The 23050-nt window shown below is 47.6% G+C and carries 18 protein-coding genes; 10 read left to right on the forward strand and 8 right to left on the reverse strand.

Annotated features, from left to right (window positions below; genetic code table 11):
• Window position 1: 1 nt before the first annotated feature.
• The 3 genes from FXV75_RS03085 to FXV75_RS03095 are packed head-to-tail and all read right to left on the reverse strand — an operon-like array spanning window position 2 to window position 5765.
• On the reverse strand, window positions 2-3367 hold the full coding sequence (locus tag FXV75_RS03085; RefSeq protein WP_148831142.1) for a DUF2126 domain-containing protein: 3366 nt from the start codon (window positions 3365-3367) through the stop codon (window positions 2-4).
• A complete protein-coding gene (locus FXV75_RS03090) occupies window positions 3364-4308 on the reverse strand; it encodes an alpha-E domain-containing protein (RefSeq protein WP_148831143.1) in 945 nt (314 codons plus the stop codon). The genes FXV75_RS03085 and FXV75_RS03090 overlap by 4 nt, the downstream gene beginning before the upstream one ends.
• A 2-nt stretch (window positions 4309-4310) precedes the next feature.
• Window positions 4311-5765, reverse strand: coding sequence for a circularly permuted type 2 ATP-grasp protein (locus tag FXV75_RS03095; RefSeq protein WP_148831144.1), 1455 nt, complete (start codon window positions 5763-5765; stop codon window positions 4311-4313).
• 334 nt (window positions 5766-6099) lie between these two features.
• On the opposite strand from FXV75_RS03095, the gene FXV75_RS03100 reads away from it, so the two are divergent.
• The 7 genes from FXV75_RS03100 to FXV75_RS03135 all read left to right on the forward strand — a co-directional run bounded on the left by FXV75_RS03100 (window position 6100) and on the right by FXV75_RS03135 (window position 15836).
• Window positions 6100-7290 (forward strand): FAD-dependent oxidoreductase, encoded by a 1191-nt coding sequence (locus FXV75_RS03100; RefSeq protein ID WP_148831145.1) that lies wholly within the window; start codon window positions 6100-6102, stop codon window positions 7288-7290.
• A 56-nt stretch (window positions 7291-7346) separates the two neighbouring features.
• Window positions 7347-8231, forward strand: coding sequence for a DMT family transporter (locus FXV75_RS03105; RefSeq protein WP_148831146.1), 885 nt, complete (start codon window positions 7347-7349; stop codon window positions 8229-8231).
• Between the two features lie 185 nt (window positions 8232-8416).
• Window positions 8417-9610, forward strand: coding sequence for an efflux RND transporter periplasmic adaptor subunit (locus FXV75_RS03110; RefSeq protein WP_148831147.1), 1194 nt, complete (start codon window positions 8417-8419; stop codon window positions 9608-9610).
• A gap of 3 nt (window positions 9611-9613) precedes the next feature.
• Window positions 9614-12733 (forward strand): efflux RND transporter permease subunit, encoded by a 3120-nt coding sequence (locus FXV75_RS03115; RefSeq protein ID WP_148831148.1) that lies wholly within the window; start codon window positions 9614-9616, stop codon window positions 12731-12733.
• Window positions 12734-13760: 1027 nt separating this feature from the next.
• Window positions 13761-14597 carry a type IV toxin-antitoxin system AbiEi family antitoxin gene (locus FXV75_RS03125; protein ID WP_148831149.1) on the forward strand — a complete coding sequence of 279 codons (837 nt, stop codon included), beginning with the start codon at window positions 13761-13763 and terminating at the stop codon, window positions 14595-14597.
• Window positions 14598-14605: 8 nt separating this feature from the next.
• Window positions 14606-15520, forward strand: a complete 915-nt coding sequence (locus FXV75_RS03130) for a nucleotidyl transferase AbiEii/AbiGii toxin family protein (RefSeq protein ID WP_148831150.1) — start codon at window positions 14606-14608, stop codon at window positions 15518-15520.
• A gap of 121 nt (window positions 15521-15641) precedes the next feature.
• On the forward strand, window positions 15642-15836 hold the full coding sequence (locus FXV75_RS03135; protein ID WP_000127614.1) for a helix-turn-helix transcriptional regulator: 195 nt from the start codon (window positions 15642-15644) through the stop codon (window positions 15834-15836).
• A gap of 11 nt (window positions 15837-15847) precedes the next feature.
• On the opposite strand, the gene FXV75_RS03140 is transcribed toward FXV75_RS03135, so the two are convergent.
• The 3 genes from FXV75_RS03140 to FXV75_RS03150 are packed head-to-tail and all read right to left on the reverse strand — an operon-like array spanning window position 15848 to window position 18337.
• Window positions 15848-17089 carry a tyrosine-type recombinase/integrase gene (locus FXV75_RS03140; protein WP_148831151.1) on the reverse strand — a complete coding sequence of 414 codons (1242 nt, stop codon included), beginning with the start codon at window positions 17087-17089 and terminating at the stop codon, window positions 15848-15850.
• Window position 17090: 1 nt separating this feature from the next.
• On the reverse strand, window positions 17091-17360 hold the full coding sequence (locus FXV75_RS03145) for a hypothetical protein (RefSeq protein WP_148831152.1): 270 nt from the start codon (window positions 17358-17360) through the stop codon (window positions 17091-17093).
• 2 nt (window positions 17361-17362) lie between these two features.
• Window positions 17363-18337: a ParM/StbA family protein gene (locus tag FXV75_RS03150; protein ID WP_025586926.1), complete on the reverse strand. Its 975-nt coding sequence runs from the start codon at window positions 18335-18337 to the stop codon at window positions 17363-17365.
• A 464-nt stretch (window positions 18338-18801) separates the two neighbouring features.
• Here FXV75_RS03150 and mobI point away from each other — a divergent pair, with 464 nt between their 5' ends.
• Window positions 18802-19245 (forward strand): conjugative transfer protein MobI(A/C), encoded by a 444-nt coding sequence (mobI, locus tag FXV75_RS03155; RefSeq protein WP_148831153.1) that lies wholly within the window; start codon window positions 18802-18804, stop codon window positions 19243-19245.
• A gap of 10 nt (window positions 19246-19255) precedes the next feature.
• Here mobI and umuC read toward each other — a convergent pair whose 3' ends face one another.
• On the reverse strand, window positions 19256-20524 hold the full coding sequence (umuC, locus tag FXV75_RS03160; RefSeq protein ID WP_148831154.1) for a translesion error-prone DNA polymerase V subunit UmuC: 1269 nt from the start codon (window positions 20522-20524) through the stop codon (window positions 19256-19258).
• Between the two features lie 7 nt (window positions 20525-20531).
• Window positions 20532-20981: a translesion error-prone DNA polymerase V autoproteolytic subunit gene (gene umuD, locus FXV75_RS03165; RefSeq protein WP_032479288.1), complete on the reverse strand. Its 450-nt coding sequence runs from the start codon at window positions 20979-20981 to the stop codon at window positions 20532-20534.
• 653 nt (window positions 20982-21634) lie between these two features.
• Here umuD and FXV75_RS03170 point away from each other — a divergent pair.
• Together FXV75_RS03170 and FXV75_RS03175 are read left to right on the forward strand one after the other, a co-directional pair.
• Window positions 21635-22543, forward strand: coding sequence for a 3'-5' exonuclease (locus FXV75_RS03170; protein WP_148831155.1), 909 nt, complete (start codon window positions 21635-21637; stop codon window positions 22541-22543).
• Between the two features lie 199 nt (window positions 22544-22742).
• Window positions 22743-23042 (forward strand): hypothetical protein, encoded by a 300-nt coding sequence (locus FXV75_RS03175; protein ID WP_148831156.1) that lies wholly within the window; start codon window positions 22743-22745, stop codon window positions 23040-23042.
• Window positions 23043-23050 lie beyond the last annotated feature (8 nt).

Genomic DNA, 23050 nt, shown 5'->3' on the forward strand with positions numbered 1-23050 from the left:
ATTAGAGCACAGTATACTGCTTCCTTAGATCTAATGTATGAGGATATTCATTCATTGGCTCTTCTGGTGGGGGTGACATGGTTTTTGGCTCGTTTCCACTTGGGTAAAAAGTGCGCAATGCACTGAATGCTGGAGGTGGAGACAGTGGGCCTTGGGTAAAACCATGGTCCCAAAAACGATTCACCCGACGCGCTTCCGCTTCGTTGCTGTTGACCGGTACGTTGTCATAAGTTCGACCGCCCGGATGCGATACGTGATACGTACAGCCACCGACGGACAATCCATTCCAAGTATCGATTAAATCAAACACAAGAGGCGCATCGGTGCCAAGGGTTGGATGCAAAGCAGACGGTGGCGCCCACGCTTTGTAGCGTACGGCACCAACGTATTCGCCTTTGCATCCAGTTGAACGAATCGGCACACGGCGGCCATTACAGCTTAGTACATAGCGGTTGTCGGTGAGACCAGACAATCGTACTTGCAGGCGTTCTACCGAAGAATCCACATAGCGAGCCGTACCGGATCCGGTAATTTCTTCGCCTAATACGTGCCAAGGCTCAATCGCCCAGCGCAGTTCGATTTCCATGTCGTCGATCTGCTGACGGCCATAATGAGGAAAACGGAACTCTTCAAACGGAGCGAGCCATTCCAGCTTAAACGGGAAGCCGTGACGCTGAAGGTCCAGTACGACTTCTTTCACGTCTTGCCAAACAAAGTGCGGCAACATGAATTTGTCGTGCAGGCTGGTGCCCCAACGAACCAAAGGTTTTTTGTAAGGTTCTTTCCAGAAACGAGCCACCAAACAACGCAATAACAGCATTTGTACTAAAGACATATGCGGATGAGGCGGCATTTCAAAACCACGGAATTCTAATAAACCTTGACGACCGCTGGCGCTGCCGGCGGCGTACAGTTTATCGATACAAAATTCAGAGCGATGCGTGTTACCCGTAATATCAACCAACAAGTTGCGCATCAAACGATCGGCTAACCAGGGTTCATCCACCAAGCCTTCTGGCATGTTTTGGAACGCGATTTCCATTTCGTACAGCGCTTCGTCGCGGCCTTCGTCTGGGCGAGGCGCTTGGCTGGTTGGGCCAATGAACATACCAGAGAACAGGTAAGATAACCCAGGGTGATGCTGCCAGAACGTCACCAAGCTTTGCAGCAACTCAGGACGACGTAACAGAGGGCTGTCTGCGGGCGTGCGACCGCCTAGCGTCACGTGGTTGCCACCGCCGGTGCCGGTGTGGCGGCCGTCGAGCATGAATTTCTCTGCGCCAAGGCGAGACAAATAAGCTTGGTGATACAAGGTTTCTGTGTTGTGAACGAGTTCTTTCCAGCTTGCGGCGGGGTGAATGTTCACTTCGATGACGCCAGGGTCTGGCGTGATTAAGAATTTCTGTAGGCGAGGGTCTTTCGGTGGTTCATAACCTTCAATAACAATTGGTAGATCCAGTGTTTTGGCAACGGATTCTAAGTGCTCTAGCACGCTAACAAAGTGTTCTAGGTGCGTCATGGGCGGCATGAAAATATGCAAGCGACCATCGCGCGGTTCGATACACAGCGTGGTGCGAATGACGTTTTTGAGCGTTTTTTCTGGTGTTAGCGCGGGTGTCGGTGCAGTTGGTTTTTTTGCAAAATGCTGTTTCGCTACGCTGTCGAGAACCGGATGGTCTTTTTTGTTGGCCAGTGGCTGACGTGGGTCGAAGGGGTCGCGTTCAGGAATGCGGTCTTCTTCGGCTTGAGCCGGCAATGAGTTTAATGGCAAACGGTAACCCATCGGGCTGTCGCCAGGAATCAAGGTGATTACGTCGCTGCGCATTGGCCAAAGTGAGCTGTTCCAGCGCTCGTTGACGGTATCGAACTCCAGCGGTAGCACATAACCCGAGGTAGTGCTTAAGCCACGGTTGAGTAATTTTGCTAAACGACGGCGTTCTAGGTCGTCTTTTAAGTCGGCTTTGGTTGGGTCAACATCGGCCGGCAGGGATTGCTCCATCCATAAATAATACAGCGTATCTTCATAGGTGCTTTGCAGGTAGTGCTTATCTAGCGCTAATTTATCACACAGTAATTCACCAAAGGCATGCGCATCTTTAATGGTGTGCTGGTAATTTTGGTCGATACGAGCGAGGTATTTTGGATCGTTCCACAGCGCTTCGCCATCGGTGCGCCAGAAACAGCCAAGCGCCCAGCGTGGTACTTCTTCACCTGGGTACCATTTGCCTTGGCCGTAATGCAGCAGGCCATTGGCACCAAATTCTTGTTTCATTTTGATCAATAAATCTTTGGCCAATTTGAGCTTTTCTGCCCCCAAAGCACCGGTGTTCCATTGTTCAGAATCCATGTCGTCGATGGACACAAAAGTCGGTTCGCCGCCCATGGTTAGCCGAACGTCACCTTCTTCAAGTTGTTGATCGACGGCAAAACCGAGTGCTTTAATAGTGTCCCATTCGCCATCGGCATAGGGTTTGGTCACTCGAGGATCTTCGTGAATACGGGTCACTATGTTGGTGTAGCTGAATTCACATTCGCACTCGTCGATGAGGCCGGTAATCGGCGCTGCAGACGCAGGCTCTGGAGTGCAGGCCAGCGGAATGTGACCTTCACCGGCAAACAAGCCAGAAGTGGGATCTAGGCCTACCCAACCAGCGCCTGGTAAATAGACTTCACACCAAGCGTGTAGATCGGTGAAATCTTCTTCTGGACCTGATGGGCCATCGAGCGCTTTCACGTCCGATGTAAGCTGTACCAAGTAGCCAGAGGCGAAACGCGCCGCCAAGCCAAGGCTTCGTAAGATTTGTACCAACAACCAAGAGGTATCGCGGCATGAGCCTTTTTTCAGCGTTAGGGTTTCTTCACAGGTTTGTACACCTGGCTCCATGCGAATGCCATAGCCGATGTCTGCCGCCAGGCGGCTGTTGATCGCAACTAGGAAGTCGTTGGTCGGCGTGCTTTTACGATCAACCGTAGACAGCCATTTGTCTAGTAACGGACACGATTCGGTCACTTGCAAATAAGGGTCGAGTTCATTTTTGAGCTCTTTTTTATACGCAAACGGAAATTCCTCTGCGTAGCTTTCTACGAAGAAGTCAAAAGGGTTAATCACCGTCATGTCGGCGATCACCTCTACATAAAACTCAAGCTTATTGGTTTTTTCTGGGAACACCAACCGTGTCTGAAAGTTACCAAAGGGGTCTTGCTGTACATTGATAAAGTGCGTTTCTGGCAGCACTTTTAAAGAGTACGCATGGATTTTTGTGCGTGAATGCGCTGCAGGTTGCAGCCTTAATACATGGGGCGCGACGTTAATAAAACGGTCGAACTCATACGTTGTCTTGTGCTGTATCGCGACTCTAATGGTCATGCAGCGTCTCCTTGCCGAAAATGAAACCAGTTTTCGGTGATCTGGTGATTAATGTCTATAATGGCTATTTGCAGATCGTTTAAGTGATCGTGAAACTTTTCATCCAAATCTTCAGAACTGGTCAGTGGGTAATTGAATTCAAGAATTTTATCGACTTGCGCGGTGATCAAGCCAGCTCTTGGTAATTTTGTCGCTGATTCACTAATCTGCCCAAAGCAATACGCTAAGCTGCGCGGAAAGTAAGCGTCGTTCATCAAAAAGGTAGCGGCTTTTGCTCCGTTAATCGACGTACGGACAGTACGTCGATAGTCAAAATACGCACTTTGTGATTTGAGTACTTTGGCCCAAGTCACTTGCCCAAGTTGCAGGCGAGTGTCGGGGTCGGATTTTAGCATTAAAGAGACCGCCGCATCGAGAATTCGTGTGCCCATGTCGGCGCGTTCTAGGTAACGTCCCATAATTATGAATTGCCAGCCAGAGTTGCGGCTCATGGCGCCGGCCAAAAGACCAATGATTTTCTGACAGCCTTCAATAATGGTGTTCAAAAAAAGATGGCGCTCTGAGCGATTAATGCCCTGTTTGATGTTTTGTTGAGCGTACAAGCCCAATTCGTTGACCAATTCCCAGGTTTCTTTAGGGACCACATCGCGGGTGGTGCGGATGTTTTCACGCACCATTTTTAATGAGGACAACATGGAGTTTGGGTTGGTGTCGTCTGCGAGTAAAAATTTGACCACGTTACGTTCGTCTTTGACTTTGTAACGCTGCTCAAAGGTTTCTTCACCGCTGATGATTTCGATTAAACTGTACCAAGACATTTCAATGTCTTTTGGCATATCAAACAGCAAGTCATCGTATACACTAACGAGGCGGGCGGTGTTTTCTACGCGCTCTAGGTAACGAGCACTCCAATATAAGCGTTCTGCGACTCGAGATAGCATGATTATTCTCCCTTCGTTTCCACGATCCAAGTGTCTTTACTGCCACCACCTTGAGAGGAGTTGACCACTAAAGAGCCTTTTTTCATTGCAACACGAGTTAAGCCACCTGTGGTGACGTAGGTGTCTTTGGCTTGCAAGATAAAAGGGCGCAGGTCTAGGTGACGTGGTTCTAAGAGGCCTTTGGATATTAATGTGGGGGCCGTTGATAATTTCAGTGTGGGCTGCGCAATGTAATTACGTGGGTTCTTGGTGATTAATTCGGCAAACAAGGCTTGTTCTTTTTTGGTCGAATGAGGGCCAACCAGCATGCCATAACCGCCCGATTCGTTGGCGGGTTTCACGACCAATTTGTCTAGGTTGTCCAGTACGTAGGCGCGCTGCTCTGGGTCATCGCACAAGAAGGTTTCGACGTTGTTAAGAATCGGCTCTTCTTTTAAGTAATAACGGATGATATCCGGTACGTAGGCATAAACCACTTTATCGTCGGCCACGCCGGCCCCTGGTGCGTTCGCCAAGGCAACGTTGCCACTGCGCCATGCGCGCATGAGCCCAGCGACACCGAGCACGGATTCTGGGTCGAATGCTTCAGGGTCGATGAATAGGTCATCAATACGGCGATATATCACATCGACACGTTCGGGTCCGTCAATGGTTTTCATGTAGACGCAGTCGTCGGAGTCAACAAATAAGTCGCTGCCTTCGACTAATTCGGCGCCCATTTGTTGAGCTAAAAAGGCGTGTTCAAAATACGCCGAGTTATAAATACCGGGTGTTAATACAACGATCTCGGGCTTTTCAATGTCGCGAGGTGACAACGACGCTAGGGTGTCGAATAACTGAGAGGTGTAAGAGTTGACTGGTAGTATCGAGTCGTTCTCAAAAAGCTCAGGTAAGACACGCTTGGTAATCGCACGGTTTTCCAACATGTATGACACGCCAGAAGGAACGCGCAAGTTGTCTTCGAGTACAAAAAAATCGCCATTTTCATCGCGCACTAAGTCTGTGCCACAAATGTGCGCCCAGACGCCAAAAGCGGGAGAAACTCCAACGCATTCAGGGCGAAAGTTTTTGGAGTCTTTGATGATGTGTTCAGGAATGATGCCATCTTTGATGACATTTTGGTCGTGGTATAAATCGTCGATGAAAAGATTAAGGGCCGTAAGACGTTGCTTTAATCCGGCTTCCGCTATTTTCCAGTCAGCCGCTTCAATGGTGCGTGGAACAATATCAAAAGGCCAAGCTCTGTCTATGTTGCCTTCTTCGGTGTAAACCGTAAAACTGATGCCCATTTCTTGAATGGTGACTTCGGCGGTGAGGCGCCTTTTTTCGAGTTCGTCTTCTGAAAGACTGTCTAAATACCCTAATAGTTGTTTCGCTGGTGCTCTTGGTTTGCCTTTCTCATCGATTAATTCATCAAAAAATACGGATGATTGGTATTGGCTCGTTAGTTTATCCATGTATACCTCGTTCTTTTTATCAAGCCGGAGGTGGGTGCGTTAAACTTGCACATAGTTATGTACTTTTTTCGTGCATCCGCCCCGCATTGGGGAGCCTTGTGTATCATTAAGGTTAAACCTAGTGATGGCGTCACTTTATTCGCTAGGTTGTGCATAGTGTTGTCGCACTACTGGCGAAATAAAGCAAGGATCGAGCCATACTATTTGCCTTGCCGACGCGCTCTTTAATTTGGTGCAGGGGCGTTTGGATCGGTTTTATTTACGTTAAAGTTCGCTACTATGTACAGGGAAGGGGGGTGGTTTTTAACGTGCTTTGACACTGGAGGGGAAAAGAGTGAATAAGGTGAGCCAAGTGGTGATCGTTGGGGCCGGTATAGGGGGGTTATGTGCTGCGTTAGCCTTAGCGAAACAAGGGGTCCAAGTGGTTGTGTGTGAACAGGCTTTGGCGCTGGGTGAAGTGGGGGCCGGGTTACAAATCAGCCCTAATGCGTTCAAGGTGTTGCGCGACTTAGGGTTGGAGTCTGCACTCAAGCCGTTCGCCTTTGTTCCACAAAACGCAGCGATTCGAGACTATAAAACCGGCGAGTATTATTTAAAAATCCCGCTGGCACAAGCCGCTGAAAAACGCTATCAGGCGCCTTATTGGCATTTGCATCGTGCGGATTTACATCAGGTTTTGGTTGACGCTTGTTCTGCCGCCGGTGTGGCTATTTGGTTAGGCGCCGTGGTTTCTCGTTATCAAGAAGATACGTCGTCTGGGCGTATTTGTGCCGTTTTGCAAGACGGTCGAGAATGTTCGGCTGACTTGCTGATTGGCGCAGATGGCCTTCATTCAGCAGTGCGTAGGCAAATGTTAGGGCCAGAAAAGCCAACGTTTATGGGGCAAGTGGCGTGGCGCGGTGTGATTCCTGTCAGTGCCCTAAACGTTGTGATTCAACCCGATGCTTGTGTGTGGGCGGGGCCGGGTCGCCATCTTGTAAGTTATTATGTGCGCGGTGGCGAATGGGTGAATTTTGTGGCGGTGGAAGAGCGTGACGATTGGCAGTCTGAGTCGTGGCGTGAAGAAGGTAGCATAGAAGAATTAAAGCGCGCGTTTGCTGGCTGGCATCCAGAGGTGACGGAGCTTCTGGGTTCTGCGACGAGCACGTTTTTGTGGGCACTGAATGGCCGTACTGAATTGCCCACTTGGTCTCAGGGGCGGGCGGTTTTACTTGGTGATGCGTGCCATCCGATGTTGCCGTTCATGGCGCAAGGCGCTGCTATGGCGATAGAAGACGCCGCTGTGCTGGTGCGGTATGTGTGTTCTTTTGATGTGGCTGATGCGCTGGCGAGATACGAACAGGTGAGAAAGCCAAGAACGACTAAGGTGCAAAATCTGTCCAAAGCCAACGCCGGTTTGTATCACATGCACGGTGGTGTATTCGGGAAAGCGAAACTCAAGGCGCTTAAAGTGGCCTCGCGCTTTGCTCCTGTGATGGTTCACTCAACGCTCGATGACGTTTATGGCCATCAGTTACCTTGTTAATGTTGGGCCAGTTAGCAGGCCTTTTTTATTTTGTAGTGATGAGATAAGGACAGATTTTGAAACAGGGAGTGCATTGTAGAGCGGAGCTTATCTTGCTGTTGGTGACAATGTTAGCAGGGTTAGGTTGGGTATTTTCCAAAGAAGCACTGGCAGGACTGCCCCCTTTGTTTTTTATGGGGGTGCGGTTTATTGTGGCCGGCTTTGTGTTGTTTTTAGTGGGACAGAAATATTTTAAAGCGCTCGATTGGCAAAATGTTAAGCAGGCCAGCTTAGCGGGGTTGGTGATGGGCATTGCCATGATGTTTTGGGTCACTGGCTTAGATCAGGGGTCAAATTTAGGTGTAGGTGCCTTTATCACTAGCCTTGGGGTCGTGCTTGTGCCGGTGGTGGCGCGTTTTATGTTTGGTCAAAAGCCGCCCCTGAGCGTTTGGCTAGCCCTACCTTTTGCTGTGATTGGTTTGGCATTATTAGCAGTAAATAATGGTGTGGGCTTTGAAGTCGCTCAGTTGTATTTTTTAGGGTCGGCTGTGGCCTTAGCGTTTCAGCTGAATTTACTGTCACGCTTTTCGATGCGAATGCATGTTTTGGTATTAACGGCGATTCAATTAACGGTGGCGGGCATTTTATTGTTGTTTCTGTCTTTGTTAACGGAAACGCTTCCCGACAGTATGAGCATGGAGGTAGCCGGTTGGTTTTTGGCCAGTACGCTGATCGCCACCAGTTTGCGCTTTTTATTGCAAACCTACGGCATGAGTCTAACGCCCGTTAGTCATGCTGCGGTGATTATGAATTTAGAGCCGGTTTGGGCGGCCGTGTTTGCGGTGTTGTGGTTTGGTGAATCTATGGGGGGGATGCAGATAGGAGGGTGTTTTTTCGTCTTTGTGGCGATGTTAGTAAATCGCTGGCCTCAGATAAAGGGGATTTTTAGGGCGATGAAATAGCTCTGTGAGTATTTTGTGTTGTCTTTTAGGGTAATGCGCCTGTATTCATAAGGGGCTTATTTGTATTCATAAGGGGCTTATTCAGCGCTTTTCATTTATTTGCACGTTTTGTCGTGTCTAAGAACGTTGGCTTATATTACAGTGCTAAGCCATGCTCATTTTATTTTACAAAGGAAGTCGCCTCCATGTTGTCTATGTTTAAGTCTGTTACCAGTACGTTACTTGTTCTGTTGCTGGCGGGTTGCCAGGAAGAGGCGCCTAAAGTGGCTGGCGCACCCGCAAAAAAGCCCGACCCTAAGGTCGGTGTGTTGGTTATTGAAACCCAAAAAACCGATTTGATGACCGAGTTACCAGGGCGTACAGCGTCGAGCTTGGTGGCTGAAATTCGCCCTCAGGTTGGTGGTATTGTGAAGAAGCGTTTTTTTGAGGAAGGGCAAGATGTCAATGTGGGCGATCTTTTGTATGAGCTAGATGATTCGACGTATGTGTCTTCTTATAAAAAGGCGCAAGCGGATTTGGAATCGGTGAACGCAAGTTTAAAAGCGGCGCAACTTAAAAATGAGCGTTATACGGCGCTGCGTAAACAGAATAATGTGTCTCAACAAGATCTTGATGATGCACGTGTGGCGTATTTAGAAGCCGTTGCTAAGCAAAAAGGCTCTGAAGCCGCGCTTGAAAGCGCCAGAATTAATTTGGGTTACACAAAGATAAAATCCCCCATCGCAGGGCGCATCGGCATTTCTCAAGTGACGGTGGGCGCTTTGGTTACGGGCAGCCAAGCCACTGTGATGACGACAGTACGTTCTTTGGATCCGATTTTTGTGGATCTGGCGCAAACCAGCTTGGATCAGCTTAAACAGCGAACTTTCTTGTCTCAAGACAAGGTTGAAAAAGGCTCCAATACGGTGGCGCTGGTGTTGGAAGACGGCTCAAAATACCAGTACGAGGGGACATTAAAGGCGCGTGAAGTCAGTGTGAATGAGTCAACCGGCAGCGTGACGTTACGGGCGGAATTTCCTAACCCAGATAATTTGTTGTTACCCGGTATGTTTGTACGAGGCGTGATTCATGAGCTGACGCACAATGCGGCGATTCTGGTTCCACAGCAGGGTGTGGCGCGTGATGTAAAGGGCAATCCAACGGCACTGGTGGTGAATGACAGTAATGTGGTGGAGAAGCGAATTTTAACCGTTGAGCGAACCATTGAAAATCAGTGGTTGGTGCTGGATGGTGTGAAAGCGGGCGACAAGGTCATTGTTGAGGGATCGTTAAAAGTGAGGCCCGGCAGTGAAGTGAGTACGGTGATGATGAAGCGAGACAGTAACAGCGGTGCGATTGTGGCCGATACGGCAAACGCCTCTTCAACTCAAGGGAACTAATCTATGTTGGCGCAATTTTTTATTAATCGACCGGTGTTTGCGTGGGTTATTTCCATCGCCATTATGTTGGCGGGGTTGGGGGCCATACTGAATTTACCTGTGGCTCAGTACCCTGACGTGGCTCCACCAACCATCAGTATTTCAGCGACGTATTCGGGCGCTTCAGCCGAGACGGTAGAAAACAGTGTGACGCAGATTTTAGAGCAACAGCTCACAGGTCTGGACGGGTTATTGTATTTCTCGTCATCGAGCAGCTCAAGCGGTCGCGCCAGTATTAATGTGACGTTTGAGCAAGGCACGGATGCTGACATTGCTCAAGTTCAAATTCAAAACAAGATACAGCAAGTGTCCTCTAACTTGCCGACTTCTGTGCAGCAAAGTGGCGTATCGGTCAGAAAATCCAACTCTGATTTTTTAATGGTAGCCGCTATTTACGACGAGACAGACCGTGATTCGGCCAACGACATTTCGGATTATTTGGTGTCCAGTGTTCAAGATGCCGTATCTCGTGTAGACGGCGTGGGGAGTTTGCAGGTTTTTGGCTCTGAATACGCCATGCGTATATGGTTAGACCCATTGAAATTGGCTTCTTACAAGCTCATGCCTTCGAGTGTCTCGTCCGCCGTGGTAGCGCAAAATACGCAAGTCGCCGCCGGCAGTTTGGGGGCTTATCCGGTGGAACAGGGGCAAGAATTAAATGTCACGGTGACGGCGCAGTCTAAGCTGCAAACCGCAGAACAGTTTCGTAATATTATTTTGGCGTACGATGACAGTGGTGCAACGGTACGTTTGAGCGATGTGGCGAAGGTGGAGCTTGGCAGTGAGTCGTATTCTTATATTGCTCGTTTAAATGGCCACCCGGCTTCTGGTATGGCAGTGATGTTGGCGCCGGGGGCAAATGCGTTATCGACTTCTGAAGCAGTAAAAATAGTATTAAACGATTTATCCAATAATTTACCCGATGGTTACAAACTGTCGTTCCCTGTGGATAACACCAGTTTTATTCGTATTTCGATTGAAGAGGTGTTGAAAACACTGGTTGAAGCCATTGCTCTCGTTATTGTTGTCATGTTTATTTTCTTGCAGAATTGGCGCGCTACCTTAATTCCTGCCATTGCGGTGCCAGTGGTGCTGTTAGGTACGTTTGGTGTGTTGGAAGTGTTTGGCTTCTCCATTAATACCTTGACGATGTTTGGTATTGTCTTGTCGATTGGCTTGCTTGTGGATGATGCGATTGTGGTGGTAGAAAACGTCGAACGGGTGATGAAAGAAGAAGATTTATCGCCAAAAGAAGCCACGATTAAGTCCATGAAAGAAATTACCAGTGCACTCATCGGGATTGCGGTGGTGTTGTCGGCGGTATTTTTGCCTATGGCGTTTTTTAGTGGCTCAACTGGCGTTATTTATCGTCAATTCTCTATCACGATTGTTGCCGCGATGACCTTATCCGTTATTGTTGCACTGACGTTGACCCCCGCCTTGTGCGCGACCTTTTTGAAAGCCAATCATGGGCAGAGTAAAGGGCTTGGTGGCTGGTTTAATCGAGGCTTTGACCGTGTAACCGATCGATATTTTGGCGGCGTGAGTCGTATTATTAAAAAACCGATTCGTTGGATGGTGAGCTACGGTATTATCGTGGCGGGACTTGGGTATCTGATGACGTCGTTGCCATCCGGGTTTTTACCCACCGAGGACCAAGGTCGTGTGATGGTGATGGTGTCTTTGCCTGAAGGCGCAGGCATGTCGCGAACCGATAAAGTGATGCGTCAAGTAGAAAGCTATTTTTTGGAAAAAGAAGCGAATAATGTTAAAGCCGTGTTTACGATTTCTGGTTTTAATTTTATGGGCAGTGGACAAAATGCAGGCATGGGTTTTATCGCCTTAAAAGATTGGAGTGAGCGTGTGGGGCCAGCCAACAGCGCCGGCGCCATTGTTGGTCGCTCTTATGGCGCGTTTGCAGGCATTCGTGACGCAAGGATCTTTTCTTTGATACCGCCCTCTATACGCGGCTTGGGCCAAAGCAGTGGCTTTACCTTCCAGCTCCAGGCATCGGGCAATACTGACCGCGCGACCTTACTCGAAATGCGCGATGCTTTGTTGCAAAACGCCAATGCGAGCCCATTGTTAACGGGAGTTCGTTTGGGTTCTGATTCAGAGGCACCTCAGTTACATATTGATATTGACCAAGAGAAAGCATCCGCTTTGGGGCTTTCTATGTCAGACATTAGTGCGACATTGAGCAGTGCGTGGGCAGGTCGATACATTAACGACTTTATTGATCGTGGTCGGGTTAAAACGGTGTATATGCAAGGAGCGGCGCAGTATCGTGCTTCTCCTGAGGATCTTCAACACTGGTACGTTCGCGGTAGCGACAACACCATGACGCCTTTTTCGGCTTTCGCTAAAAGCGAATGGACCTATGGACCAAAAAGTTTAAATCGCTTTAATGGTTTGGCATCGTATCAAATTCAAGGTTCGGGTGCGTCTGGAGTGAGTTCCGGTGCGGCCATGGACGAATTGCAGCGAGTCACCGATGACATGTCTGGTGGCGTTGTGGGGTCTTGGAGTGGCTTGTCTTATCAAGAGCGCTTGTCGAGTGGTCAAACTCAGACCTTGTATGCCATTTCGATTTTGGTGGTGTTCTTGTGCTTGGCAGCGTTGTATGAGAGTTGGACGGTACCTTTCTCGGTGATCTTGGTGATTCCGCTGGGGGTCATAGGCGCGGCCGCGGCCGCACACATTCGAGGCTTAGAAAATGACGTATATTTTCAAGTTGCTTTGCTCACCACCATCGGGTTGTCATCGAAAAATGCCATTTTAATCGTTGAATTCGCCGAAGCAGCGTATCGACGAGGTGCCAACGTTTGGGATGCGGCCGCACAAGCGGCCCGCCTGCGATTGCGTCCTATTATCATGACGTCCATGGCGTTCATGGTAGGCACCTTGCCACTGGCGCTTTCATCCGGCGCGGGTGCGAATAGCCGTATCTCCATTGGTTCGGGCATTGTTGGTGGTACACTAACCGCAACCGTATTAGCGATATTCTTTGTGCCGTTATTCTTTGTGATAGTGCGTCGTATATTTCCTAAACGGCCTGAGGGGGTTGCGGTACACAAAGATTGAGAGTGCGTGACGTTGCAAGCATCTTAGTAAAAACAGCGCTTTGAAAAGTGTCAAAAAAGGAGCTTGATAGGCTCCTTTTTTATATCAATATTTAGGTCAATTCTATGTTCTGAGAATTATGCGGCTTTACTGCAAGCAAGAATATGGTCAAATTTTTAAGCATTTATTGTGTCTAGAAGTAAGATCAGCGAAAATAACGCCACGCAATTTAACCTCATTTTCACGTTGCTCTTTTTGAGTGGCGTCTTATGCACACTAGAAGACCATTTATCATGTCCCAAGAGTTTATTGATCAAGTTGAGCAACGTAGAACGTTTGCAATCATATCCCACCCTGATGCCGCCCAGCCTTTCAACGCTTAAAACCACCTTTCATTGCACACCACAATCACATCTCTACGTACTGAATTTAAAGGCTTTTTGTCTTTTTCTCGTTTCTTTACTTTTCAATGATGTTCAAGCGTAACCTCGGAAAGTGTGTACAAACTTGAGTACAAATTCCGTTTTAGAGGCCATTGGCGAAAATTCCATGACACAAATCTGGCTCTAGGCCTTGTGGTTACTGGGTTTGATAAAGAAAGTACCTCCTGCTTTTGGTACTTTGGTTTCGACATTACAAAAGCGGAAGAAATGCGATCATCTCTAGTTTTATGTTTGTAAGCCTATGAATTTAAAGGGTTCGCTATTGTGGTTTTTGATGTGTCATCGTTGCGAGTGTACAAACAGTGTGTACAAATTTTTCTCGTTAGGCATGTTGATTGCAATTCATGACACAAACCGCCTTGTAGCCCATGTTATTCATAGGTTTGAGCCAATAAGTACCTCTGCGGATGGGGCTTGATATTTTATCGCTTGGGTTAATAGCTGGGTTGGTTTAACAAATGGCAATTATACGGCGTTATGCGCCGTAAATAGAAAAAATGGTAAACTTCCCTTTGTTATGTTAGTTTATTAAAGCTAGGTTTTACGGCGATTTGCGCCGCGAAATCCTAAAGAGATAAACTAGAAGAAGGGTTTGGTGTTTAGAAATGGTTAGTCATCCCCAACGTGAAACGGTGAAAGAGTCATATAAGCAATCTCTTAAAACTCTTTTACCTTATGGCATGTTAGCTACAAAGAAGTGGCTTGCAGAGCAAGGCTTGAGTGCTCATGCGTTAGATAATGCTGTCAAAACCGATACGTTGTTGCTACTAGCTACAGGTGTTTACAGTCAGTATTCCCGAGCAGTCACTTGGGAAGGCGTAGTAGCTTCAATGCAGCGTATGATGGAAAAAAGTGTCGATGAACAACTTCTGTCTATCGTGGTCGGTGGATTGTCAGCATTGTCCATATCTGGTTTATCGCAATACTTATCATTAGGAAGTACGCCTCATATTCATTTATATGCAACGAAAAAGCTTCCTTCCTGGCTTGCGAGACTGTCATTGCCAATTAAGTTCGAAGGACATAGTACAAGTAAACTGTGGCCTGATAGTTTATCCCAAGATATAGCGTTCGTTAAAAAGCATGAATGGGGAGAGCAATTACCACCTGTATATTTTTCATGTCCGGAAAAAGCCATATTGGAAGTGTTGATGGATTTGCCTGAAAGTGTGTCATTTGAACATGCCGATGAGCTAATGCAGGGGTTAGTGAACTTATCTCCAAGAAAGCTTGATGCGCTCTTAAAGGAGTGTAAAAGCGTAAAGGTCAAACGCTTATTCTTTTGGTTTGCAAAACGCCAAGCTTATCCTTGGTTTGATAAGTTAAATGTAGAAAATTACGACTTAGGTTCAGGTAAGCGTGTTGTTGCTAAAGGTGGAAAGCTGGATACAGAGTATCTGATAACCGTACCTCAGCATATGGCGTTAGCAAGTAAAGGATAAGTTCAGCGATGGATAGAAATAGTATTTATTACAAACAAGTACAGCTTTTGATACAGGTATTGCCTTTCGTTGCCAAACAGCAATGCTTTGCCCTCAAAGGTGGTACAGCAATCAATTTATTTGTCAGAGACTTTCCTCGTTTATCGGTCGATATTGATTTGGTGTATCTGCCAATGAAGAGCCGTGATGATGCCTTGCAGGAAATTTGCGATGCACTTGATGCTATTAGCTCAGATTTAAAAATAGCATTTAAAGACATCGAGCTAACGGAAGCCTATCGCTCAAAACGCGATGCTCTAAGGTTGATCGTTGCTCGCAACGGTGTGCAGATCAAAGTCGAGCTATCACCTGTATTGCGAGGTACTGTTTATGAACCAAAGTTGATGGAAGTTTGCGCAGCTGTAGAAGACGAATTTGGCTATGTTGAAATGCCAGTTGTTGATCTAGCTGATTTGTATGCAGGAAAGATATGTGCAGCATTAGATAGACAGCATCCAAGAGACTTATTTGATGTGAAGTGGCTTTTGGAGAATGAAGGCCTAACGGATGAAATTCGTAAAGCATTACTCGTTTATTTATCAAGCCATAATCGGCCAATGGCTGAGTTACTCAGTCCGCAATTTAAGGATATTACTGCCACCTATGAAGGTGAATTTACCAACATGGCCGAGACGGATGTACCGTTGGTGGAGCTGGAAGCCGTAAGAGTGCGCCTAGTAGACCTCATTCACCAAGGCCTGACCGATAGTGAAAAGTCTTTTTTGCTATCCTTTAAAAATCGAGAGCCTGATTGGTCTCTACTCGGCTTAGATGGAGTCAGTGAGCTTCCTGCCATTAAATGGAAACAAATCAATTTAGCAAAAATGCCGAATGACAAACATACACAAGCCCTAGCAAAGTTGAAAGATGTTCTCGGTGTTTGATGTCAAAAATACAGGCATTTATGCTGGGCTGATCTTCTGAACAAATCATGCATCTTTCTGACCATCAACAAGTGATGAATCAGGCGATGATAGCTTTACATTGATTTTCAGGAGAATGCAGATGACAGCAGTAGCGCACCAGGTAACCCCTTTTCTAACATCTTACGAAGTGATGGCTCGTTACCACATTAGCTATACGACGCTCTGGCGAAGAATAAAAGATGGCAGCTTGCCGCAACCTCGTATCAACCGAAATACACGAAACAAGCTGTGGCACATTGAAGACCTAGAAGAGTATGAGAAGAAAGAGGACTGAGCCTCTTTCTTTTATTGTCCGAAACGCCAGTTGAATGGAAAGCCTGTCGGCTCGATGATGGTTTCTAGCTGTTGATACCAAACGTCGTAAGCATGACGCATTTCATCCAGGTACTGATATTGGTTGTAGATAGCATCCAACCCTTTTTTGCTGTGGCCAATCATCAACTCGGCAACTTCTTGCGTCGTGATGGCAGACATTCGCGTTCGCATCGTTCTGCGAAGATCATGCATAGACCAATGTTCCATCTCAACACCAAGCGATCTGCGAGCCCAGATTTTCACATTGTTAGGAATAGTGGTATCAAAGCCATTTGTGGCAAGCTCTTCTTGTCCGTTCGCGGGAAACAAGTAAGTTGATTTGCTCATCTGCATCGCCAGGTCAATCAGCTCAATAGCTGGCTTAATTAATGGCCGCATGATCGGCGCTCCAATTTTCTCACCTTGTTTGCGGATCTCTATAGGCACTGTCCACATTGCAGATTGCAAATCAAAGTGATGCTTTTCAGCTTGAATGAGTTCGCCCTTGCGACCGCCCAATAGCAGAAGCAGTTTTATGTAGATGCGGTTCTTCTCAGTGATTTTTGACTCGTGCAAATAGCGCCAAAGTATCCTGATCTCGTTGTCATTTAGCACCCGAGTTCGTTTGCCTTTCTTGCCGCCGACTTTCTTTGCTGTGATCCCTGCGGCAGCGTTAATTTCCAAAATTTGTTCATCAATCAGCCAGTCATAAAACTTATGCAGCACAGACACTAGGCGCTCTGTGTTCGAAGGGGACGACTCCGAAACCTCACGAAGACAGTTTCGCAAGGACAATTCATTGATGTCAGTTAATGGGTACTTGCCAAGTCGGGGCAGCAAATATATTTCACTGCTGCGTTTTTGGTAGTGCCACGTTTTCTCCTTTAGCCCTTGCTTACCGGCAGAGTCTATCCAGTCTCGAAAAATCGATTCGAAACTTTGCTTGGCAGAATACTTAGCCCGTTCCTGCTGTAGGTAGAGCTTGGGGTTTCGGCCTTGATCAAGTACTGCCCTTAACCTATCCAGCTCATTCCTTGCTTCAGCAAGCTTCATAAGTGGGTAAGTACCTATGTCTACCCGCTGTTGCTTGCCATCGAAACGATAACGAAACTGAAAAACAATTTTGCCCTTGGGCGATACCCGAGCACTTAGCCCATCTCGGTCGGCTTTTACTACGGTTTCTTTTGCTTCTTTATTTAACCTGGCATCGAGCCAGCTAACTGATAACGCCATGTTATAAGCCCAGCCCTAGTTTTGATTTTAATGATTGTTTACGTGATTCTGCTTTGGGTTCTGGCGCTGTACTCTCAGAAGTAACTTCACCATCTGGTGCAAGACCATCCAGCGGTCCAGATGTCGTGGATAGATTGGGTTGGCTCATGTGAATTAACCCAAAGGTGGCCAGCATCCGCAGACGCTCAGCGCGTTCCCGTGGTGGCGTCTTTTCCAATTCTTTGAGTAGTTCTGGGTGGCTCCCTGGGGGAATGTTGACGACAACTCTCATGATCAGGCCCCATAAAACCAGAAGCCTCGGACGTTCGCCAAAACAGACTGTTCCGGCACGATGATCTTGCTTCGCGAAAAAATCTCCTTGGCCGCTTCCTTATAAGCCATGGCTCCACCTCCCGCGATCAATACCAAGTCCGCATTGATGCTTTCGTCACGCATGGATTGGCGCATGGCTGTAAGAGCAACAGGCGCTACCTTTTTCATGGCAGCATTTAGATAAGGTGAAATATCGACCTTTTCTCCAAACAGCAGCACCTGCAAGTCGCCGGTTCTCATGGCTTTTTCAAGTCGATCCATACCTACTTTGGCACCGTGATCTTCCGAAATCAGCTTATCAATCGTTTCCAGTAGCACGGACATTGCCTGAAGACTGGTTCCTGATGAGCTGTAGCGAATTTCTCCGGCCTCAAGGGCAACCCAGTCAACAGAAAAGAAGCCAGGGTCTATAACGACGACGCGACCTTCTTCAATCAAGCCCAAATCTCCACCTGTTTGAACCAGATCCATATAGGCACCGGCAGGCTGCGGCAGCACTTTGACGTCATGAACTGTGATGCTGCGCTTAGGCGTCACTTGATGGACACCTTTTAAACGCTGCACAAGATCAGACTTACGTTGTGGTTCATGAAACTGGGAAACCGGTAATCCAGTGACAACCAAATCGATGGATTCTGTTTCAGCCATTAACAAGGCGGCATGAAAAAGTGCCTTATAGGTTTTTGTGGTGGGATATTCCGGGTGAAGCTCTCGTTCCCAGCCTTGAAGGCGTCCAGCAGGAACACCAGCGGCCCAACGCTCATTATCGACAGAGACATACAAACAAGTGTCATCATCGCCTCCACCGATACGCTCCGGCATACGATCCGCTGGACCGGCACCCGCAGGTAGAATAATGGTTTTCGGTTCACTACCTGATTGGCCAATTGCCAGCTTCAGGTTTGAGTAACCGATATCTACGCCTAGTACAAACATACTTATCTCCTGTGCACTCAAAGTGCTCTAACGGTTTTCAATCAACCGCACTGGTCACGCTTGGGCATTTCCAAGTGCTCTGGCGGTTCACTCAAATGTCATTATCAGGATTCGGTGCACTGGAGGTGGGCAGAAAGGTGACAAATCCTTTCATCTATCTGCCTATTGCATTTTCGCAAAAGTATGAGAATAGGCTCGGTTTGGCGGCGGATAACCTAGCCAAAAAAATCGAGACGCCAAACGTCGTTTGCATTCTGGCCTGAACTTGCCAAACGGTTTGTATTTTCATGGCAATACGTCTTTTTAGGCGTTTTTAAGTGAAATCGGCCTGTATCCCTTGTCAGGTATGGAATTACGCGAGTTGATTTATATCGAGACGCCAAACAGTGATTGTTACGGCAGTTTTACGTTTGGCGTTTCGATCCAAAAGCCAAACGGATAGTGGTTTTGGCTTTTGGGGTTAATTGGATGGAGAAATTGGTTTGGTAGAAATCGTCAATGAACAATGGAAAGCAGATGTATCAGATTTACTTCAGCAAGAAACGGACAGGCTAAAAGCACTGGCACGAGCTGAAGTTGATGACTTTTGGGTTACCCATTACAAGGTTCGTGAGAATGCGCCCTTTAAAGATTGGGGGCTGCTTGGTGTCCGTATCAGAGACTTTAAGTATGGCTTTGGCATTGAGTGGTACATCAACAGCTTTCACGGTCAACGAGGCAAGCGCGTAGTCTTTAGTAAAGGACTGAGTATTTCAAAGACGAAGCTGAGATACTCATTTTTGGACTGCCAAGGTCTAGCCAAAGAATGGGAGTTAGCGCTGGCCATGGAGAAAGAAGAATTCTTCAGTGATATTCGACGCCAGGTTGATAAGCTCAACATGCTGCGTCGCAGAGTGAATGCCTATTGAGTTAACTGCGCTACTTCACTCGCGGTAACTGGTCCCAGCGTGTTGTATAAGCGGGAGACAAATGCTCTCGCTTCATCGACCAATCTTTCTTCGTACCTTGTCCAGCAAAGAAAACCTTTCCGGCACCGCTTTGGTTAATGGTGTCCAATACAGACATTAACTGCTGGCTATTAGAGCGGGTCGATACGTCATCGAATAGTCCTGGTTGAAACATGCCAGGATCGTAAAAGTCAGACAGCATGACGCCCGCTTTGGCATAACGAAAACCATCCTTCCAAATCCGCTTGAGTAAGTGATTGGCCAGCTCGATAAAATCCCGCGTATCGCAACTGGGAATCAGTAACTCACCCGATGCAGAGTTGCTGTACTGCGGCTCGTTGTCCTTAAAGGGGCTGGTTCGTATAAACACGGTCAGCACTTTGGCTTGCTGCTGTTCTTTGCGAAGCTTCTCAGTGGCACGGGTTGCGTATTCGCATACGGCTTCACGTAACAATTCAAAGTGCGTCACTTTTACGCCAAATGAACGGCTACAGACGATTTGTTTCTTAATTGGCGGGATCTCTTCTAGTTCAATGCACGACTCACCATTGAGCTCTCTGACGGTTCTCTCTAAAACCACCGAAAACTGGTCTCTGATGGCTCTAGGTGAGGCATTGGCGAGGTCTAGGGCTGTGGTGATACCCAGAGCATTTAAACGCTTAGAAAGCCGTCTACCAACGCCCCAAACATCATCAACCGGGACTAATGCGAGCAATCGACGTTGCCGATCTGGATTGGTCAGGTCTACAACGCCCTGAGTGTCTGGATACTTTTTGGCGGCATGGTTTGCCAGTTTGGCGAGTGTTTTTGTCGGTGCAATGCCGACACAGACGGTGATCCCAATCCAGTGGCCTATGCGCTCTCGCACTTGTTGTCCGAACTCGACAAGAGATATGGCAGACTCTATACCGGTTAAATCTAAAAACGCTTCGTCAATGGAGTAAACCTCTACTCGTGGTGCCATTTCCTCCAAAGTGCGCATCACTCGACTGCTCAAATCTGCGTAAAGCGCATAGTTGGACGAAAATGCCCAAATGCCATGGCGCTGCATTTCAGATTTGATTTGAAAGACGGGTACACCCATTTTAATACCGAGTAACTTAGCTTCACGCGAGCGTGCAACCACGCAGCCGTCGTTATTGGACAGCACCACAACCGGCGTATCTTTTAAATCAGGACGAAACAGCTTCTCACAACTGGCGTAAAAGTTGTTGCAGTCCACCAAGGCAAATATAGGCATGGGACAGTCACGACTTGCGGCGCATGTTTCGCACCACATTGGTGACCACACCAAATATCTCTAACTCTGTCCCTTCGGGAATATGGATGGGTTCATACGCCCGGTTTCTTGGGATCAGCTTGACGCACGGCCTCAGTTGAAGCTCCTTTACCGTGAGTTCACCATGGATACCCGCGATCACAATGTCACCGTGTTCGGCTTGGACAGAGCGATCAACCACCAAAATATCATCTGGGTGAATCCCGGCATCAATCATTGAATCACCTTCAACACGCACAAAGAACGTTGCAGCCGGTCGCTTGATGCACAGCTCGTTGAGGTCGAGCGTTTGCTCAACATAATCCTGCGCTGGGGAGGGAAAACCAGCAGAAACACGTTCCATGAACAATGGAATACGAAGGCGCTTGGCTTTGATGAAGGCAAGTGCGCCGCTACGGCCTATCAGCGAGACACTCATGACGAACCTCGAAAAATCACAATTGATACTGTTTGTTTATACAGTATCTAATGCTATGTTGATTTCTACAAGTAAAATTGTAGATAAAACTGGTGTTGTCCGAGTAAGACGTTGTGTTTTATGTGATTTATTTTTTGTAGTGAAAAGCTTGATGTGGGGATTGCTCGCCCTCGTCAAAGCCTGCAAGGCTTGGACAATACTGCTTCTGTTACTGATCTTGTTTCTGTTACTGATCCTGTTACTGCTACTGGTTAACGCATGGGTCAAGTAACCGTCAGACAAGGCTTGTTGAACCCTTTGCAAAGGGTTTAAAAACAGTTAGTAAAAATCTGCTTCGTATTGAATTTACTGGCTTAAAGCGAAGTCAGGAGCACCATTAAAATGCTCAGTCGAACTCGGTTCAAGCCTTTTGCAACCGTTTGAAAAGGGGTTTGCTAAGCCATACGTAAAGGGTATCGGTAAGGGTTACCTAAAGGGTTTAGCTAAGGCTTTCTGAAAGGCTTAGCCAAAGCCTTCATACATGGGTTCACCCAGTAGAAAGATTAAAAAAACGCTGAGGTATCCAAGGTGCATTTTGTACAAACGCGTTTATAAACGAACAGGGCACAATGAAATAACTCAAAGCGAACAATAGAATTGAAGAGGAACCATCAATGACAAGAGCCCCTGCGCCATTTCCGCTAGAGCGCCTCGCGGATATCCCAGAAAGACCAGAAAATTTTAGATTACTGGAGCGCATTCCATTAACGCGTGAGCCGCAGACTTGGCCACTTGAACTTTCTCCTATGGTCGGTGATGAACAGCCAATGGTGCTGCTCGATACAGAGACAACCGGACTGTCTTCCGATGATGAGTCCATTATTGAGCTTGGTATGGTTAAGGTGCTTTACAGCCCCTCTGCTCAGCGGATTGTGTCGATTGTTGATGTGATCAGCCTGTATGAAGATCCCGGCAAGCCAATCCCCGAGCTGATTACCGAATTAACCGGTATCACTGATGAGATGGTGCAAGGCCAGCGCATTGATGATGCTCTGGTAGCGAGTTGGTTATCCGATGATCCGCTGGTGGTTGCACACAATGCGCAGTTTGATCGTCCTTTCTTTGAAAAGCGGTTTGCCGCATTGGGCCATCTATCTTGGGCCTGTTCAGCCAGTGGCATAGATTGGAAAGCACAGGGCTTTGAAAGTCGAAAGCTTGAGTACCTGCTGCTTCGCTTAGGTTGGTTCTATGAAGGACACCGAGCTGCAACCGATTGTTTGGCGATGGCCTGGTTGTTCTATTTGTTGCCCGAGTCCGTTGCAAACTTATTGTCAGAAGCAGACAGGCGTACTGTGCTAGTTCGTGCGTTTGGTGCGCCGTTTGATGTAAAGGACTATCTAAAAGAGCGTGGTTACCGCTGGCATGACGGTGTTAAAGGTGCCAACAAGCATTGGTGGCGCGAAATCAGCGAAGACGAGCTGCCGCAGGAACAAACTTACCTGGATGATTTGTACCATCGTGGCTCAGAACATGCCCACTATGACTACAAAGATGCCCGCAATCGATTTAAAGCTTTGTCATAGCCTCTTGCATATTTGAAAACCTCTGGAAAATGGAAAGTGAACTTACGTTATACCCAAACTACTTGGTGTTGCAGCTAGGCGGCAAGTGAGCGAATCCCCATGAGCATAGGTCTTCTATGTGATTGGGGTGAGCGAATGCAGGTAACACCGCTGCGGCTGCAAGTAGGAAGGGTATATAACCAACAAGAGGAATCTTTCCATGTACCAAGACACCTACATTGAATACTGGGGCGAAATCTTCGTCTCTGCCCGCATCATTGAATTTGGCATCACGTTCGAGCGCTTTATTAAAGATCCATGGAAGCACTTGATGTCCTGTGGCCAAGAGTCTGCACCGGACGCGATTGCTGAAGGGATGCTGCCATTGCTACCAGCTCAGGCAGAAGTTGCCAGGCGCATTCGGGAGAGTGAGCAACGAGCCCTGATGTCTACAGGGGCGGACAAAGGGGTATCTCATCGCGGTAACATCGTGGTGTCACTGGTTCGGGTAGCGCATTGATAGCGGCT

The organism is Marinomonas sp. IMCC 4694, assembly GCF_008122525.1.
Lineage (GTDB): Bacteria > Pseudomonadota > Gammaproteobacteria > Pseudomonadales > Marinomonadaceae > Marinomonas.